This window comes from Ruegeria sp. YTSA072 (assembly GCF_059610285.1).
The window spans coordinates 296,465-312,767 of the sequence record NZ_JBXWNI010000001.1 but is presented as its reverse complement, the minus strand read 5'-3'; the positions used below and the strand labels follow the sequence as shown (position 1 = coordinate 312,767).

The 16,303-nt window shown below is 55.6% G+C and carries 15 protein-coding genes; 3 read left to right on the top strand and 12 right to left on the bottom strand.

The genetic code is table 11. The features are described 5' to 3' along the window. Positions 1-215 precede the first annotated feature (215 nt). The 11 genes from AC2FIB_RS01535 to AC2FIB_RS01485 form a co-directional block, all read right to left on the bottom strand. Entirely contained in the window at positions 216-560 is a 345-nt protein-coding gene (locus AC2FIB_RS01535) for a hypothetical protein (RefSeq protein ID WP_496841604.1), read from the bottom strand. An 822-nt stretch (positions 561-1,382) separates the two neighbouring features. Continuing rightward, positions 1,383-2,771 carry an NAD(P)/FAD-dependent oxidoreductase gene (locus AC2FIB_RS01530; protein ID WP_496737260.1) on the bottom strand — a complete coding sequence of 463 codons (1,389 nt, stop codon included), beginning with the start codon at positions 2,769-2,771 and terminating at the stop codon, positions 1,383-1,385. Between the two features lie 20 nt (positions 2,772-2,791). Continuing rightward, positions 2,792-4,297 carry an aldehyde dehydrogenase family protein gene (locus AC2FIB_RS01525; protein ID WP_496737262.1) on the bottom strand — a complete coding sequence of 502 codons (1,506 nt, stop codon included), beginning with the start codon at positions 4,295-4,297 and terminating at the stop codon, positions 2,792-2,794. Next, entirely contained in the window at positions 4,297-5,361 is a 1,065-nt protein-coding gene (locus AC2FIB_RS01520) for an aminoglycoside phosphotransferase family protein (RefSeq protein ID WP_496841602.1), read from the bottom strand. Before AC2FIB_RS01520 ends, AC2FIB_RS01525 begins: the two co-directional genes overlap by 1 nt. After that, on the bottom strand, positions 5,358-5,702 hold the full coding sequence (locus AC2FIB_RS01515) for a cupin domain-containing protein (protein WP_496737266.1): 345 nt from the start codon (positions 5,700-5,702) through the stop codon (positions 5,358-5,360). Before AC2FIB_RS01515 ends, AC2FIB_RS01520 begins: the two co-directional genes overlap by 4 nt. A 15-nt stretch (positions 5,703-5,717) precedes the next feature. Next, positions 5,718-6,080, bottom strand: coding sequence for a cupin domain-containing protein (locus AC2FIB_RS01510; protein ID WP_496737267.1), 363 nt, complete (start codon positions 6,078-6,080; stop codon positions 5,718-5,720). Continuing rightward, positions 6,077-7,363 (bottom strand): nucleotide disphospho-sugar-binding domain-containing protein, encoded by a 1,287-nt coding sequence (locus AC2FIB_RS01505; protein ID WP_496737268.1) that lies wholly within the window; start codon positions 7,361-7,363, stop codon positions 6,077-6,079. The genes AC2FIB_RS01510 and AC2FIB_RS01505 overlap by 4 nt, the downstream gene beginning before the upstream one ends. A gap of 58 nt (positions 7,364-7,421) precedes the next feature. Further along, positions 7,422-8,486: an ABC transporter ATP-binding protein gene (locus AC2FIB_RS01500; RefSeq protein ID WP_496737270.1), complete on the bottom strand. Its 1,065-nt coding sequence runs from the start codon at positions 8,484-8,486 to the stop codon at positions 7,422-7,424. Further along, entirely contained in the window at positions 8,483-9,274 is a 792-nt protein-coding gene (locus AC2FIB_RS01495; RefSeq protein WP_496737271.1) for an ABC transporter permease, read from the bottom strand. The genes AC2FIB_RS01500 and AC2FIB_RS01495 overlap by 4 nt, the downstream gene beginning before the upstream one ends. A gap of 1 nt (position 9,275) precedes the next feature. Next, on the bottom strand, positions 9,276-10,130 hold the full coding sequence (locus AC2FIB_RS01490) for an ABC transporter permease (RefSeq protein ID WP_496737273.1): 855 nt from the start codon (positions 10,128-10,130) through the stop codon (positions 9,276-9,278). Between the two features lie 92 nt (positions 10,131-10,222). Beyond that, on the bottom strand, positions 10,223-11,272 hold the full coding sequence (locus AC2FIB_RS01485; RefSeq protein WP_496737275.1) for a polyamine ABC transporter substrate-binding protein: 1,050 nt from the start codon (positions 11,270-11,272) through the stop codon (positions 10,223-10,225). A 194-nt stretch (positions 11,273-11,466) separates the two neighbouring features. Between AC2FIB_RS01485 and AC2FIB_RS01480 the strand changes: the two genes are divergently transcribed. The 3 genes from AC2FIB_RS01480 (at position 11,467) to AC2FIB_RS01470 (ending at position 13,964) form a co-directional block, all read left to right on the top strand. Next, the gene (locus tag AC2FIB_RS01480) at positions 11,467-12,399 is read left to right on the top strand and encodes a GntR family transcriptional regulator (protein ID WP_496737276.1); all 933 of its coding nucleotides are present in this window, start codon (positions 11,467-11,469) and stop codon (positions 12,397-12,399) included. Beyond that, positions 12,396-13,682, top strand: coding sequence for a nucleotide disphospho-sugar-binding domain-containing protein (locus tag AC2FIB_RS01475; RefSeq protein WP_496737277.1), 1,287 nt, complete (start codon positions 12,396-12,398; stop codon positions 13,680-13,682). The genes AC2FIB_RS01480 and AC2FIB_RS01475 overlap by 4 nt, the downstream gene beginning before the upstream one ends. A gap of 144 nt (positions 13,683-13,826) precedes the next feature. After that, complete coding sequence (locus tag AC2FIB_RS01470) at positions 13,827-13,964, top strand: hypothetical protein (RefSeq protein ID WP_496737279.1); 138 nt, start codon at positions 13,827-13,829, stop codon at positions 13,962-13,964. A gap of 234 nt (positions 13,965-14,198) precedes the next feature. Here AC2FIB_RS01470 and AC2FIB_RS01465 read toward each other — a convergent pair whose 3' ends face one another. Continuing rightward, entirely contained in the window at positions 14,199-16,241 is a 2,043-nt protein-coding gene (locus AC2FIB_RS01465; RefSeq protein ID WP_496841597.1) for an amidohydrolase, read from the bottom strand. Positions 16,242-16,303 lie beyond the last annotated feature (62 nt).

Sequence of the window (16,303 nt, the reverse complement as noted above, 5' to 3'; positions counted from 1 at the left end):
TGCTGAACGATAGCATAGCGCTCAGAGCGGAGCCTCGGCGCGTTGGCAAACCCCTATCCCGAAGCGCCTGGCCCTTTGATGTGACTGGCCAGCTTTCATCGCCGAAGTTCAAGCTGGATGTGGGCGGGTCGAGAAACAAGGCCCCGGAAGGCGCTGATGCCATGCCTGTCGACAAGCGACCCTGTGTGCCAGACATCAATCAATTGCGATAATACCTAATTCTTCAGTGGTTCTGGCTGTTCGGCCTGGCACTCCAGAACGGCCTCAATGGCTTTGGCAGACCCGCTGAGGTCAAGTTCCACCTCGGCCCCGCTTTCGCCAATAATCGTAACACTCTGGCGTTTTCCAAACTCGGTCACGAACGCCGGGTTGTCGAAAAAGGCGTAGCCACCGGGTACGCCATTCTTGAAGACCCCAACCGCTTCGCCTTCGAATTTCGCATCACCAAAATCGAACTGTACGATCCCGGTCGCCCCGTCCTCGATTTGCACCCAGGCCGGATTAGAGGCTGCAAAAAAGCCACCCGCCTGATTGGGTGCCGCGCCAATTTCAACGGTCATTTCATTTTCAAAGGGTTTCCAAGCTATACAGCCGTTGCCCTTTTCGGGGTCAATCAGGATTGTCCAGTCCCCGGATTAGTTTTGAAGGATTACTCATCCTACCGATCAAGGAAGATCAATCAAACGATACAAAAGAAGCTTCATCAGGACACAAGTTGTCGGGGCGCAACCGTGAAGTCTGCTTCCTGTTCACGCCGCATACGCTGCTATTGGAAGGAATGCCCGCTTTGAGCAGTCTGCTGCACTTTGCAAAGTCCGCTTTCTGCGCGTTGCTGTAATTGGGGCATCGAGCAGCATCGGTCAAAGTGGGCTCGATGCGGCCGTTCAGCAGAATTCATTCAACGTCTGCTCTGCGGACAAACCGGACCCTGGACGCAAGAAGCTCAATGGCCGCTTTCAACTGGCCGTAACGGAGCCAAACGCTGAAAGGGCGGAGGCGTGAATTCGCTGCGGGTGCAAGCCAGCGACGCCGGGACGGTCAAAACTGACATTCAATTTGCTGAGAACCGGAAACTATCGCCGCTCTGCCGCAAGTCGGTTGAGAGCCCATTCTGACTGCTGCTACGCTATGCACGAGCTGGCGCGTGGCGCTCATTGGTGCCAGTGGCAGAAGAAAAGCTGGCTCATTGCCTATGTTCGGCGTGGTGATCCGATGCTGCATTGCAGCCTACCGAATCTGCCATTCTTGCGCTGTGCAGCGTTTCCAACGTCGCGATGGTTAATTTTGCGGGATGATGTCATCCTTCCCTCGTTGATTGCGGACTGGTGTTTTCGCCGTTTTTACCGTCTCACGGTGGCTTGATCAGCGATTCAATCAGTGTCTTAAGACCCGAACCCGATGCCAAAACGGTCGAGTGTTTTGAGGAACAATGAGCGCCGCCCTGTTCTGTCTTCTCGGGCCAAATCGATTTGTGCCCATTTCACCGCCAATGCCCTGATCGGTTCCGGGGGAAACGGGACAGTTCTGCTCCGCGTCATGCGTAATTCTGTGCGCTCGGTTTGCACATCCTGTAACAGATCCAGCATAGTCAGGGCCGCAAATCGGGTCGCCGAAACACCTTGGCCGGTAAAGCCAAGCGCATAGGCAAGCCGACCCTGCATGGTTGTACCCGCAAAGAAAGTAAGGCGTGCCGACGTATCGATGATGCCGCCCCACGCATGAGAGAACCCTACATCCGACAAGGCCGGAAAGGTTTCCCGGAAATTAGCTTCAAGACGGGCATAGCTTTCCGGGCGATGATGCAAGGCCTCGTCGCGCTTGCTGCCAAAATGGTAAATCGCGTCATAGCCACCCCAAAGAATTCTGTTGTCAGCAGTCTTTCGCGAATAGTGGAACTGATTGCCGCTGTCGGCAATACCGTGACGCCCCAACCACCCGATCTCGCGAAGCTGCTGCTGGCTCAGTGGGTCTGTCATCAGGGTGTAGTCGAAAATCGGGATAATCCGCGATCGCAAATGCCTGACCAATGGCACCGCAGCATTTGTGGCCATGATCGCCTGTTTGGCCACCACTACACCATTGGTCGTACGAAGAACCAGCCCATCGCGGTGCAGAGACAGATTGGTGACTGCGCTCTCCTGGAATATCTCGACACCTTGGCTGGCGCAGGCCTTGGCAAGACCGCTGACCACTTTGCCCGGGTTCAGCAAGGCGTAGTTGGGCTCAAACAGACCTGCATTGTATTTTGGGCTGATCATGCGGGTTTTGAGTGCGTCGCCCTCGAGGAAATCGGTCTGGATTCCGAACCGGGCATAGGCGGCCTGCATGGATCTGAGCCCGTCGACTTCCCAAGGTGCAGCCGCAACATTCAGCTTGCCTTCGCGTTCGAACTCACCGTCGATGCCATACCGCGCAAGGTCATCTTCCAACTCATCCAGATTCTGGCGCCCCAGACGAACAAGGGTTTCGGCTTCGTCCGGCCACCGGGCAACCGCATTGGTGACCCCGTGCGAAATGCTTGGCGCACAAAAGCCACCATTGCGCCCGCTGGCAGCGTTGCCAAGCTGACCCGCCTCCAGCAACACAATCCGTGCATCCGGAAAACGTTCGCGTGCTTTTAGCGCCGACCAAAGCCCAGTAAACCCTCCACCGATGATCGCAAGATCGCAAGAAATCTCCGAATCCAGTGGCTGGCTTACGATCTGCGCGACGACCGTTTCCGCCCAAAACGGCGACGGCTTTGCCGACGCGAAATCGGTGTGCCGCGTCACGTTAATCGACCTTGCTGACATCAGACATGCTTGCGCCCACCAGCATCAAGAAACCAATCATCCGGGTACGGGTACCACCAGTCTGCTTCTTTGGCGGTCGGGTCCAGAATAACCATCTTGGGTTGGCGAAAGGCGTCAATGCCATTGCGCCCCAAAGCCCGACCCATGCCAGAGCTTTTTACGCCCCCGAATGGCAGGGCATCATTGTCGACCAACGGATTGTTGACCCAGACCATTCCAGCCTCGAGCTGATCAATCGCCTGATGGGCTTCGGCCAGATCGTTGGTAAAAATACAGGCGCCAAGACCAAAGTCAGAGTCATTGGCCAGTTTGATCGCCTCGTCAAAAGACGTCGTTCGGACGATTGACACGGCCGGGCCGAAAATCTCTTCGTTCAGAATGCCCATGTCCGGTGTCACATCAGTCATCACCGTCGGCTCAAGATACCACCCCTTTGGAAGGTCGGCTGGGATGCTCCCCCCCAAAGCAAGCGTTGCCCCCTTGGCCCTGGCGCGCTCAATCCAGTTCAAAACCTTGTCCCGGGCGGCTTTAGACACAAGTGGACCAATCTCGGCAACCCCCAGACCATTGCCGATGCGCAACTGCTGTGCTCGGGCAATAAAGGCTTCGACAAAATCATCATGCACTGCGTCATCAACGTAAATCCGCTCGGTCGATGTGCAAACCTGACCGGTTTGCAAGTAAACACCGGTGACTGCGGCAGCAGCGGCAACGGCGACATCGGCATTGCGGGTCACGATCATCGGGTCGTTGCCACCACCTTCAATGACAAATGGTTTCATTCGACCCGCTGCTTCGGCAGCAACCAGGCGTCCGACCTCGGCAGACCCGGTAAAGGCAACGGCATGGGTTTTCCGGCTGGCCACCAGCTTTTTGCCAATTTCCGGCCCACCAGCCACGCAGGCCACCAAGTCGGCGGGCAGACCATCAAAGAATTTCATGAAGGCAAGCGTGCACAACGATCCGGCAGGCGCGGCCTTTAACACGATACCATTCCCGGCGGCTAACGAAGCCGCAATCGTCCAACACCCCAGGATCAATGGAAAATTATAGGGAACGATATGGACAGATACGCCATAGGGCGCATAGGTCTGGAACTGAAACGAGCCGGGCTGCATGGTTCCGGCGATCTTTCCGGCGTCATCCCGGGCAAGCTCGGCGAAATAGCGAAACACCGGTGGGATATTGGCAATCTCTCCAATCGCCTCGGGATAGGGCTTGCCAATTTCACGCGTCATGGTGACGGCGATGTCTTTCATATCCGCCTTTTCCATGGCATCGGCTATGCCGTGCATCAGGCCCGCACGGGTCTTGCAGTCCATTTTTGACCAGACCTTCTGGGCGGCATTGACCCGGTCAAGGATGTGATCAAGCTGTGCGTCGGACGGGGTGCCAACAGCACCGATGTCCTCCAGTGTGGCTGGATCAACGGCCATGTGCTCGGTGCCTTCGGTCGGCACGAAACCAGGCGCAAGATAAAAACAGGGGGCGAGAACATCAGACATCAGACACTCCTAGATTGGATTGGCATTTCACGCCCAATATCAAGCGCCTTATGTGCCCAACCGGGCAATTCTCTGTCGAGAAACGATGCGATTTCAGATAATTGGGCACTCGCAAGTGCGGTTTGGAACTGAGCCAGAACACGGGGGATGAATTCCAGATACCGTGGTTTGCCATCCCGCTGGAAGAGGCGGACGAATACGCCAAGGATTCGGGCGTGGCGCTGCGCACCCAGCAGGGCATAGCGCTTGCGAATGTTATCTGCCGGACCCAAATGGCCCGGCGCGTTGGCCACGTAGTGCTCGAGAAGCTGCGTCTCCAGCCCGGGGCCAAGGTCACGTCGCGCGTCCTGAAGCAACGACACCAGATCATATTCGCATGGCCCCAGAATACCATGCTGAAAATCCAGCAAACCACAGCGCGCGACCCCGGTGCGATCCTCAAGATGCATCAGGTTGTCGACGTGGAAATCCCGTAGCACGAGCGTGTCAAAGCAAGTAGCCACAGGGACAAGCGCATCGCGCCAAAGCCCGAGAAAAGACCGCGCAAACGGCACAGGATCGACTTGCGGAGCAACCGCCGGTACGAACCAGTTCGCGAATATCTTCAACTCGTCCAAATGCACCGTCAGATAATAGCTCAGCTGATCAACTTTGGCGGCGTTGCTGTCATGGTGAAGGTGGAGCAATGCATCGACTGCAAGCTGGTACAACGCCGCTTCGTCATGACCCTGTTCCAGACAGGCAGCATAGGTTCCTTCGCCAAAATCCTCGACCAGAGCCAGCCCATGGGAAGGATCCGCGCCAAACACCTTTGGTGCCGACAAACCGCGATTGTTCAAGTGGTGCGATAAACGCAGATAGGCGGCAAAACCGACAGGATCCTGCCGCTCTTCCATCAGCGACAGCCCTTCGCCCTTCACACGGTAGTACCGCCGCGGCGATGAATCCGCCTCGAACTTCTCTAGCGCGAACCTCTCCAACCCGTGACGGGTTAGAAAGGCTCTTGCCGGTGCCGACAACTGGGCCGCAGTCAGGTGTTTGTTTCCGGGCGGTGGGCGGTTCATCGGATCATATAGACCTTCTTGACCGTTTCATGGACGGTACAGACACCCTTCCAATCTTGCTGAAAGAACGCCGCTGTGTCGGGTGTCACTTCGATCACATCGCCGCTTTCGTGAACGTAAGTACAGCGCCCTTCAAGAAAGTGGCAAAACTCATCTTTGGTGACATGGCACTCCCACTTTCCGGGGGTGCAAATCCACAGGCCACATTCACTTTCGCCATTCGGGCCTTTGTGAAGAACCCGGCCCGAGGTGTGGCTTTCACCCTCGATCATGGTCGGGATGATGCCCCAGTCCACCGTGTCGGTGACCTGAAGCGGGTTGCGCATAACGGGTGCTTTCATGATCCCAATTCCTGTTCAGACAAGCATGTAAATGTTGCGGAGCGTTTCGGTGATCTCGGCCGTGCCTTCCCAGCCTGCGGGAAACAGCACGCAGGTACCGGCAGAGGCTTCAATGACTTCGTCCGACCCATCGCGCCGGTAAATCACGTGACCTTCGACAAAGTGGCAGAACTCGTCTCGTGGCACGCTGATGCGCCATGTTCCCGGTGTGCACACCCAGACGCCGGTTTCCGGCGAATTGTCCGGACCTTTGTGCAAAAGGCGGCCCGTGGAATGAGACTGCCCTTCGATCATGTCCGGCTGTGGCCCCCAATCGAACAAGTCGTCATAGCGGGTCGCCTCATGGATATGGGGCGCCGATGATACCAGGTTGGTCACGCGTTGTTCTCCACCAATTGAACCAGAAGACTTGCTGCTTTTTCCTGGCCATTTTGCGATTGCATATGCGCCGATGTCGCCTTGAGTTTCGCGGCCATCGTCTCGTCATTCAGGCAGGCCTCGATCTTTTCGATCATCTCGTCGTCGGTCCACTCGTAACGATCCGAGCGGAACCCGTGACCGGTTTCCTGAACCCGCATGGCATTGTCGTGACCGTCCCAGACATAAGACATGATAATCGCCGGTTTACCGAAGTAGAGGCATTCCGTGAACGAGTTGTTGCCACCATGGTGGATAACGGCGTCCATCTGCGGGATCACCGAGGGTTGCGGGAACCAGCCGTCGATAATCACGTTGTCAGGAATGTCCTTGTACTCGTCTTTGTAGTCGCCCACATTCACCAACGCCCGGTACCGGCTGTTTCCAATGAGTTTGATCAGCCGCTTGAGAAGATCGGTATCTCCCGCCCCAAGCGAGCCAAACGATACGTAAAGAAGCGGGCCGTCATTGTTCATTTTGAAGGTCGGCACGACGTAGGGATCATCCTGGCGCACACAGCCTTCAAGATACTGGAATTGCGCCGGATCCAACGGCACAGGGCGATCATATTTCGCCTGCTCGGGATAGAGCAGCAGATTCATATGAGGCGAGGCCTCGAAAAACTGTGGGATCGGATAAGGGTCTTCGTTGCAGTCGGCCAGGAAGGCGTTGAAATCATCGTGGATCGGCTTGATCACCTCGTTGAACTTTGCCCGAAACGCGGCGTGACCTTCGGTGTCGTTTACAGACATGCCCGACAGATGCGGCGGAATCGCATCGTCCTCGATCTCGTTTTCCGAGCATGAAATGATCCGCACCCACGGAACCCCATGCTGTTTGATGGCTGGAAACAGGATGACGTTGTCGACGGAAATAACATCCGGTTTGATCTTGGCAAGAATACCCGGCAGGTCTTTTTGCGCCCATTTGGCACTATCAACGATCGCCTCCCAACACTCCTTTACGTAGTTATCAATCTGGTCGATCGGGGCTTTGCGAAAATTCGGGATATGACCGTTAATAAAGTCTTCCCAGAATTTGGCCATCTGCTCAGCTGGCATCGGCTCGGACAGGTTCACAGGGTGGGCTTCAAATCCATAGCCCTTGTAAACATCGACAAATCCCGGGTCGGACAGGAACACAGCTTTGTGCCCCATGCGCTCGACGGCCTGCGCAATACCAACCGAGTTTAGCGCTGGCCCAAAGGCCGCCTCGGGAAAGAAGGCAAAGGTTTTCTGTTCCATGGTGTTCTCCTCTGTTGTGTCTGGCCACTTTGCGGCAGCCTGTTATTTGTGCGCCGCTTCAGGCGGCAAAAACCCGTGTGTCTTTGGCTGACCATCCCACAGTGATGTCGTCGCCAACCGATAATGGGTGCCCTTCGGCGGCGTCGGCCGTTACGCGAACCATGATCGGGTTGGCAGAAAGCGGCGTGTCCAGATGCAATTGCAAATCAAGCCCGTGATAGGCCAAGGCACTGACCTTGCCAGTCATGCTGTTTTCTTCACCTTGCCCTCCCAGACGCAGGCGTTCCGGGCGCACGGCCGCAACCGCCTCGCTGCGATCTGCAAATCTGTCATCCAGTTCCGCGATGATCTTGCTGCCGTCCAGCGCGATCAGATCGCTGCCAACACATCGCACCGGCACAAAATTCATCACACCGATGAAATCCGCCGCGAACCGGCTTTGCGGATGCTCGTAAATTTCGTGCGGACTGCCGCATTGCAAAAGCTTGCCGTCTTGCAAAATGGCGATCCTGTCCGCCATCACTAGGGCCTCTTCCTGATCATGGGTGACGATGATGAAGGTGATGCCAAATTCGTGCTGGATCCGCTTTAGTTCGAGCTGCATTTCGCCGCGCAGTTTCTTATCCAGCGCGCCCAGCGGTTCATCCAGCAATAAAAGTCGGGGGCGTTTGATCAGGGCGCGCGCCAAGGCAACCCGCTGACGTTGACCACCGGACAATTGATCCGGCTTGCGATTCGCCAGATCCGACAGTTGGATCACGTCCAGAATCTCGACCACACGCGTCTTGATCTCTGCCCGCGGCAGCTTCTCCATTTCAAGCCCATAGGAAATGTTTTGTGCGACGCTCATATGCGGAAACAACGCATAGGACTGGAACATCAGGTTCACGGGGCGATGGTTGGGCAAGGTGTTTGAAATGTCCTGCCCGTCAAGCTCGATTGTCCCTGATGTCGGCATCTCAAACCCTGCCAGCATCCGCAGCAACGTGGTCTTGCCGCTGCCCGACGCGCCAAGTAGGGCAAAGAATTCGTTTTCATGGATATCAAGGTCGATACCTGCGACAGCATGCACCGAACCGAAGTGTTTCTTGATGTTCCGCAGCGAAAGCAAGGTTTGGGTCATTGTCCCGGAAGCCCTCCGCGATTGAGGCGCTGTGACACGGCCAGCGCGATGACGGATAGCGTCATCACGATTGTGGCCAGTGCGTTGATTTCAGGCGTGACACCAAAGCGGATCATGGCAAAGATCTGCATTGGCAATGTGATTGAATCCCGCCCGGCCCCCGCCGTGAAGAACGCGATGATGAATTCATCCACCGACAGTGTGAAGGCAAGCAGAGCCCCCGCGATTACCGCAGGCAGCATCACAGGCAGCACCACGCGCAGCAGGGTGATCGGTGTTGACGCCCCCAAATCGGCAGAGGCCTCAACGATTGACCAATCAAACGTTTTGAGCCGTGCACGGACAACCGAACAGACAAAGGCCAGATTGAACACCACGTGGCTCACGATCACCGTATGCAGCCCCATCGTGACGTTTAGCATGGAGAAAAAGCTGAGAAGCGCGATGGCCAGAACGATGTCAGGAATGATCATCGGAGCGAAAATGATGGTTTCGAGAAACCGCCCCTTGCGGCGGCGAATTTCGACTCCGATGGCCAGAAGCGTGCCCAGAACCGTAGCCAACAACGTCGAGATCAAAGCAACGATCAGAGTATTGAGCGCAGCCCCGATGATATCTTCGTTGGCGAACAACTCACCATACCATTTGACCGAAAACCCGGTCCAAGCGGTCGGCAGGCCGCCTTCATTGAAGGACAGCGCGAACAGAACCGAAATCGGAATGTACAGGAAGGCAAAAACTGCTGACAGGATCATTAGCATCAGACGGGGATTGGCCTGAATTCGCATCTCAGGTGTCCTCGTGTCGGGCACCGGACGCGCGTTCGGTGGCAAAGGTTTGAAGTGTCAGCAAGCCCATCATGATCGCGATAAGGAACATCGACAACGCGGCCCCAAAGGGCCAGTCGTTGGCCGTGAGGAACTGGGCATAAACCAGATTGCCGATCATCTGGAACTGGCCACCACCCAACAGGGCCGGGGTTACAAAGTTGCCAATCGACAGGACAAAGACAAATACAAACCCGGTTGCAATTCCTGGGGCGGTCATCGGCAATGTTACACGGCGAAATGTCGTCCAGCCTGATCCGCCCAGGTCACGCGAGGCTTCGGTGATTTCCGGATTCAGCCGGGACAGCGGCGCATAGCAGGCCAGGATCACGAAAGGCAGGTAATTGTAGACCAGCCCAACCACCACCGCAGTTTCGGTATAAAGCAACTTCGGCAATTCCCCGTCATACCCAAGCGAATGCACCACCGACGCAATCAGACCTTCGCGGTTCAGCAACACAATCCAGGCATAGGTGCGCACCAGATAGTTCGACCAAAAGGGTAGGACAGCAAAGAACAGCAGGGTCGGCTGTCGGCGGGCGGGTGCCGCAGCGATGGCATAAGCCGCCGCATAGCCCACGATCACTGCAATTAGAGCTGACAGCCCGGCAATGATCGCGGATTTCAGGAAAATACCGGCGTAAAGCGGATCAAAGACCAGCCAGATGTTTTCCAAAGTAAAAGTGTATTCAATGCCTCCGTAGATACCCCGGCGAAAGAAGGCGAGCGCCAGGATCAGCAGGCAAGGGATCACCATCAGACCCGTCAACCAGGCCAGCGCCGGTGTCATCAGATAAAGTGATTTCCGATCCGTCATCTGTATCTCATGGCTGGGGTGTGCAGAAGGGTCTAGCGATAGGCGACCCGGCACCAACCGGTGCCGGGTGCAGTGTTCAATCGATTCAGGCGTTAGTTCGCGGCCTTGATCTCTGAGACGGTGCGGGCGTATGCGCGCGTTGCCTCGCCGACGTCACGCAGTTGCTCATAACCAACCAATGCGTCCGGAGTTATGCCCATATTCGGGAACGAGGTTATCAGGTCAGCCGACAGCGCAGTCATGGCCGGTTCATTGGGCACCTTGTAAAGGATGTTTTCCGCAGCCCAGCCATGGTTTTTCGAATCCAGGATGAAATCCACAAACGCATAAGCCGCGTCTTTGTTTTCGGAGTTTTTCAGAATCACCATGGTGTCGACCCAAAGATCGGAACCTTCGCTTGGGATCACGTATTTGATGTCCGCATTCTCGGCAATGCCATAGTTGCACCAGCCGTCCCAGGCGTGCACCAGTTCGGCTTCGCCGGAAACCAGCTTGGCATAGAAGGTAGCGTCGTCATAGGCCAGCAGGGTTTTCTTGGCCTCGATCAGCAGATCGCGGACCTCTCCAAGCTTGCCTGCGTCGGTTTCATTCACGGAATACCCTTTGGCCAGGAACCCGGCCCCAAGCAACCAGCGATCAGTGGCCAGCATGGTCGTCTTGCCCCGAATACTGTCGTCAGGTGCCAGCAGGTCCATCCAGCTATCCGGCGCATCAGTCACAATGTCAGAACGATAGCAAAGGCCGGTGGTCCCCCAGGCATAAGGAACCGAGAACGTGTTTCCCGGATCATGCTCAAGCTTGGTCGCTTGTTCATAAAGGTTGGCCATGTTCGGGATTTTTGCGTGGTCCAGATCCTCGGCCAGCCCGAGATTGTGCAAAACTTCGGCAAACGGCGAGGATACGAAAACAACGTCATACCCTTTGCCCTTGGAGGCGATCAGCTTGCCCATAATTTCTTCGTTGGTGCCGTGCAAAACGAGTTCTGCACTGTTGCCGCTGGCAGCATTGTACTTGTCGACTGCATCGGGCGCCATGTAGCCATCCCAATTCGATATCACCAACCCTTCAGCCGACAGAGCTGTCGCACCGAAAGCAAGGCCGAGTCCGATTGCAGTGAGTGTCTTCGGGAAATGTCGAAACATTCCAATCCTCCTTGTTTGCCATTGATCATCGCCCGCCTTGAAAACGAGCCACGTCTTGGGTTGTTACAAGCGGTTGTTGTCTACCGCCTTGCCTTCCAGTATTAATAAAAGAAAAAATACGTCAAACTGTATTCGCTGTTCTTTTTCGCAATGGGCGAAAGGTCAACACGAAGCTTCAGCAGGGAACGCAAGAAATGCCGGAAGTTAGGCGCAACACCAGACAGAGTCATTTGGCGCTGGCAAAACAGATCCTGAGCGTTGCGCTGGAGCGAGGCTTGAAGCCTGGTGACCACCTTCCCGAATTAGCGTTTTCAGAAGCGTGCGGCGTATCGCGAACACCAATTCGATCAGCATTTAAGATGCTGGAAGGTAATGATATTTTAGAGCACAGGCAGGAGGAGGGCTACTTCTTGTCGGTGGATGCCGCCAACCAGGCCACGAAGGCCCTTCAGGCCCTGGAAGAGGCTGAGGATTCTCTGGCGCGCCGCATTCTGTCAGACAGGGCGGAGCGCCGCATCGATGAGGTGCAATCAGTAAGCGCGCTTTCTCGCCGTTATGGCGTATCTCGAAATACGGTACTACTTGCTCTAAAAATACTATCACAAGACGGAATCGTAACTCAACTGCCTGGACGAGCCTGGGCCTTTCAGCCGATGATTGATTCGCCCAAGTCGGTCGACGAGAGCTTCGATTTCCGCCTAACAATGGAACCACAGGCGGTTCTCGCGCCCGGTTTCTCACTGGATATCAAGCGCGCAGGTCTGCTGCGTGCGCAGATCGAGGAGTTTCTGGGCGCGAGCGAAGAGCGCGTCACGACCGGTAGTTTCCGCCGGATCGACAATGAATTTCATATCCTCATTGCACAGTGTTCCGGTAATCGGTTTATCCGCGGCAGCCTTTTAGCGCATCACCGATTGCGCAAGGTGTCGCGACGCGGTAGCTCGATGACAGATTTCCGTTTAAGGCAAGCCATGGTGGAACATCTGGAAATCCTGGACAGTCTTGAGCGCAACCAGTTCGATTTGGCTGCCGACCAGATAACCGTCCATCTGCGGCGATCTCGCATCCGCCGGCCCGAAGCCGCGAACCGCGGCATTCCACCGCTTATGAGAGGGCCTCGCGCGTGACTGGTAGACCGACAATCGCCTTGTTCCCGGAAGCCGGGTTTGGCGCTGGCCTTAATTGCGTCGGTATCGCCCAGAAACTGCACCAGCGTGGCGCCAACCCGGTGTTTATCTGCCACCCTGGCTTTACCGGAGTATTCGCGGAGTACGGCTTCAAAGAATACCACCTGCCGCAATCTCCTAAAAGCAGCAGAGAAGATGTTGAGGACTATTGGCAAAGCTTCATCACCACTCACCTTCCGCACTTCAATCTCAATTCAAAGGAGCAGTTATCCACATATGTCTCGCCGACTTGGGAGGCCATTGTGGACACCGCAATTGCGGTCGAGCATGATCTTGAAGTGCTTCTTGATCGGATTAAGCCGGACGCAATTCTTCTGGACAACGTCATTATGTTTCCGGCCATTGCAAAAGCCGGATGCCCTTGGGTGCGCGTCGTGTCTTGTGCGGAAACCGAGATTTCCGACCCTCTGGTGCCACCTTACCTTTCCGGGCTTAAGGCCGAAGACAACGATGAATGCGCTGGTTTCAAAAAGGCATATGACAAGAGCACGCGCGCCGCGCACACCCGATACAATGCTTTTCGAAAACAACGCGGGCTTCCCCCGCTTGCAGCAGGCACCTTTCTAGAGCCTTCGCCAACGCTGAACTTGCTCTTGGCACCAAGCGTTGTTCGCTACGAGCGCGAGGCACCGCTGCCAGAAGACAGGTTCGTTTTTCTTGAGGGCTGCGTCCGGCAGGAAACCCATTTCGAATTGCCTGACTTTCCTGTCACCAATGGTCCCCTGATCTACACCAGCTTTGGATCGCTCGGTGCCATCGATACCGATCTAATCCGAAGAATGATCGACGTGTTTGCAACCATTCCTGCCCGGTTTCTTGTCAATGTCGGCGGCTTTGAGGAGTCCTATGATCACATCCCCGACAATGTTTATTTGGGCAATTGGTTCCCACAGCCTTCAGTCGTTGCGGACTCCGCGTTGTTCATCCACCACGGTGGCAATAACAGCTTCTGCGAGGCGCTGTATCATGGTGTACCTTCACTGGTCATACCTTACTGCTGGGATGGCCATGATAACGCCCAAAGGGCGGAGGCGACCGGTGTCGGGCGTCGCGTCAACCGCGCCAACTGGTCCGCTAAAACGCTGAGATCTGAGATCATGGCACTGCTGGAAGACCACGATATGCAGGGGCGGTTGAAAGAATTTTCCGGGCAAATGCAAGCTAACTCGGGTACAGACCAAGCCGCTCAAGCAATCTTGGCTGCGATTTCAGATACCCGGTAGCCAGGTTAACTGCCCCATACCTTTGCTTGAAAGTTGGCAAACCTTTGTTCAGGGCCCGGAACGAATTGCAGGCAATTGCAACGAAAGGCCACACTAAGTCGGCTGAATGTCCGCTTCCAGCTTTTGCACTGGAGCGCCATGCCCATGCAACGAATGACGGCATGCCGCCCGACCTCGATTTCGATGCAAAAGCTACGCGCTGACTTCCGCCATTCGGAACTGGCTAAGAAATTTCACACGTTTTCCGCGCTGCCGCCGTTCGCCGAGAAGAACGCTGCGTGATAGTTGAATGGCCACTTCGGTGAAGCTGCGGTGCGGCGGCGGGCGAGTTGGTGGATGTCTCCTTTGGACCGTAATCTCAGGGGCAATTTCGCCTGTTCCCGGAAAGCGGACTTTAGCTGCAGTACAGATATTCGGCAAAGTGGGCTCAGATCCGCCATTCGCCGCATGGTGCATCAATGACTGCAGCGCGGACATTTCGGATATTTGAATACGCTATCTCAGCCTGGCTCCAATCTAAACTTTGGAGGCCCATTCGGATACGACGGCCCACCCCAACGCGTTGGTGCCGCAACAGCTAACTGCCGAGACTTGTCCCGCAGCAGATGTCGTGCACGACTGAGCTACTGGTGAAGCGCAACACGAGCATCCAGCAAGCATGCCTTTCGTTGCGATGCCTGATACGTCAGCAAGCGCGTACAGCGGCTTTTTTGGCGGATTTATTGTATCCCGTGGCGGCGATAATGAAGCGCGGTCGAGATCGAAGTCATCTGACACGGGAAATAATTCACCTTCAAGGATAGTCCCCCAGACACCAATGTCTTTTATCTTGTCAGCTTCCACTTCGAATGGGTCTTCTTCAAGGATGGTGAAGTTCGCCAACTTGCCGGGAGCGATGGAGCCAACTTCATCCTCCAATCGAAGGGATTGGGCAGCGTCAATGGTCACAGCCCGCAGAGCGTCTTCGACCACCAAGCGGTGTTCCGGGCCAGCGACGCGGCCTGAGAGTGTTGTTCGGTTTACCCCTGCCCAAACAAGGAATAGCGGTTCACCGGGAGCCATTGGTACGTCGGAATGAAATGAGATCGGAATGCCGTTAGCCTTTATTGGCCCGAGGGGCACGATGTCATCTGCACGTTCTGGACCAAGTCCAAGCTCGCTATATCGATCTGACAGCGCCGTTACGTAATATGGATTTCCGCTGACGATGCAGCCCAGCTCAGCAATCCGCTTTGCTTGATCTTCTCTCGCATAACCAAAGTGAACCAATGTCGTGCGGTGATCGGCTCGAGGCATCCGGCGCATGTTTCGCTCAACAGCGTCCAAGATCAAGTCCACGGCAAGGTCGCCGGTCTGGTGAACATGTATTTGGTAACCTGCATCCCAGTATGCATCGAATACGGGATTGAACTCGTCCGGTTGCATGATCCACTCGCCGTGAAAATCGCCGCCCACATAAGGCTCCGAGACCTGCATGGCCAAACTGTAAACAGCGCCATCGGCGAAGAGTTTAACCTGTTTCGGCATGAAAGCCGTCTTGCCTTCACCCCAATCCAGCAGCTTTTCGGTCTCCTCAATCATCGAACCACTTTGAAAGTGCATCGCAGCCAGTGATTTGCCGTCGGCTATGAAGTATGTCCTAAGCGGCGCGTCTGGCCCGGAAAAGACGGCGTTCGTCGCTTCTTGAAGAGGTCGAGACAATACGCCTCCCGGTTCAGCGGCAACAGTAACACCGGCACGGTGCATGTACTCGCGCGCCAGCCTAAGACCGGCGCCCAAACGTTCCGGTGTTGAAAACACTGGAGCGACTGCGGGAAGAACGGCGAACATTCCTGCCTCGAAGAAGTAACCGTCTTCGAAACTCGACTGCTCGCGGGCGAGGCCATCAAAACCATCGACGTACTCTTGTGTGACGCCCAGCATCTCCAACGCGGGCGTGTTCAAGATAAGCTCGTGCGCCGACCGGTGAACAATAATGATTGGACGCGTCCTGCTAATCTTGTCGAGTTGTGTACGCCTGATTTCTCCATGAAAGAAGTGGTGGTACCCCCATGTGAGCAGCAAGGCGTCAGGATCGTCCATAGCCGCTTCGGCAGCTTCTAACCGCGATCGATAGTCCTCCGCGTCCTTTGCCGCCTCCGAAAAGCCAGTCGGAATGTTCCAATCCTCGATCGATATGATCTCGGAGGTCAGGGTCAATCCGGCGAGGAAAGGATGCACATGCTGATCGATCAAACCAGCAATAATAACTTTCTCGGAGAACCGATCGTCCAACCGAAAGGGCTGCGAGCCGATGCGATCAACGAGTTCGTCGCGCGAACCGGCGGCCAGAATACGGTCTCCGACCACGGCAACAGCGTTTATTGCCGGGTCGTTGTCCTCCATGGTGATTACGCGCTGCGCTGAGTAGACAGTGATCTCGGGCAGTGTTTGGAGCTGGCTTCCAAAATCCTGCAATGACGAGGCCGCTTGAGTAGACGCGGCATTGGAAATCGCGATTATCGACGCGCTGCCAAGGATAGTCATTGCAGTGCGGCGAGTAACATTCAGTTTGGTCATAGCTTTTCAATGCTCTGTTAGGCGAAATTTATCTGAGTCTAGCATCGCGATGATCTCAGGTG

Coding starts and splice junctions, on each gene's coding strand:
- AC2FIB_RS01535 (WP_496841604.1), bottom strand. CDS start 560: ATGACCGTTGAAATTGGCGCGGCACCCAATCAGGCGGGTGGCTTTTTT.
- AC2FIB_RS01525 (WP_496737262.1), bottom strand. CDS start 4,297: ATGTCTGATGTTCTCGCCCCCTGTTTTTATCTTGCGCCTGGTTTCGTG.
- AC2FIB_RS01520 (WP_496841602.1), bottom strand. CDS start 5,361: ATGAACCGCCCACCGCCCGGAAACAAACACCTGACTGCGGCCCAGTTG.
- AC2FIB_RS01515 (WP_496737266.1), bottom strand. CDS start 5,702: ATGAAAGCACCCGTTATGCGCAACCCGCTTCAGGTCACCGACACGGTG.
- AC2FIB_RS01505 (WP_496737268.1), bottom strand. CDS start 7,363: ATGGAACAGAAAACCTTTGCCTTCTTTCCCGAGGCGGCCTTTGGGCCA.
- AC2FIB_RS01500 (WP_496737270.1), bottom strand. CDS start 8,486: ATGACCCAAACCTTGCTTTCGCTGCGGAACATCAAGAAACACTTCGGT.
- AC2FIB_RS01495 (WP_496737271.1), bottom strand. CDS start 9,274: ATGCGAATTCAGGCCAATCCCCGTCTGATGCTAATGATCCTGTCAGCA.
- AC2FIB_RS01490 (WP_496737273.1), bottom strand. CDS start 10,130: ATGACGGATCGGAAATCACTTTATCTGATGACACCGGCGCTGGCCTGG.
- AC2FIB_RS01485 (WP_496737275.1), bottom strand. CDS start 11,272: ATGTTTCGACATTTCCCGAAGACACTCACTGCAATCGGACTCGGCCTT.
- AC2FIB_RS01480 (WP_496737276.1), top strand. CDS start 11,467: ATGCCGGAAGTTAGGCGCAACACCAGACAGAGTCATTTGGCGCTGGCA.
- AC2FIB_RS01470 (WP_496737279.1), top strand. CDS start 13,827: ATGCAACGAATGACGGCATGCCGCCCGACCTCGATTTCGATGCAAAAG.
- AC2FIB_RS01465 (WP_496841597.1), bottom strand. CDS start 16,241: ATGACCAAACTGAATGTTACTCGCCGCACTGCAATGACTATCCTTGGC.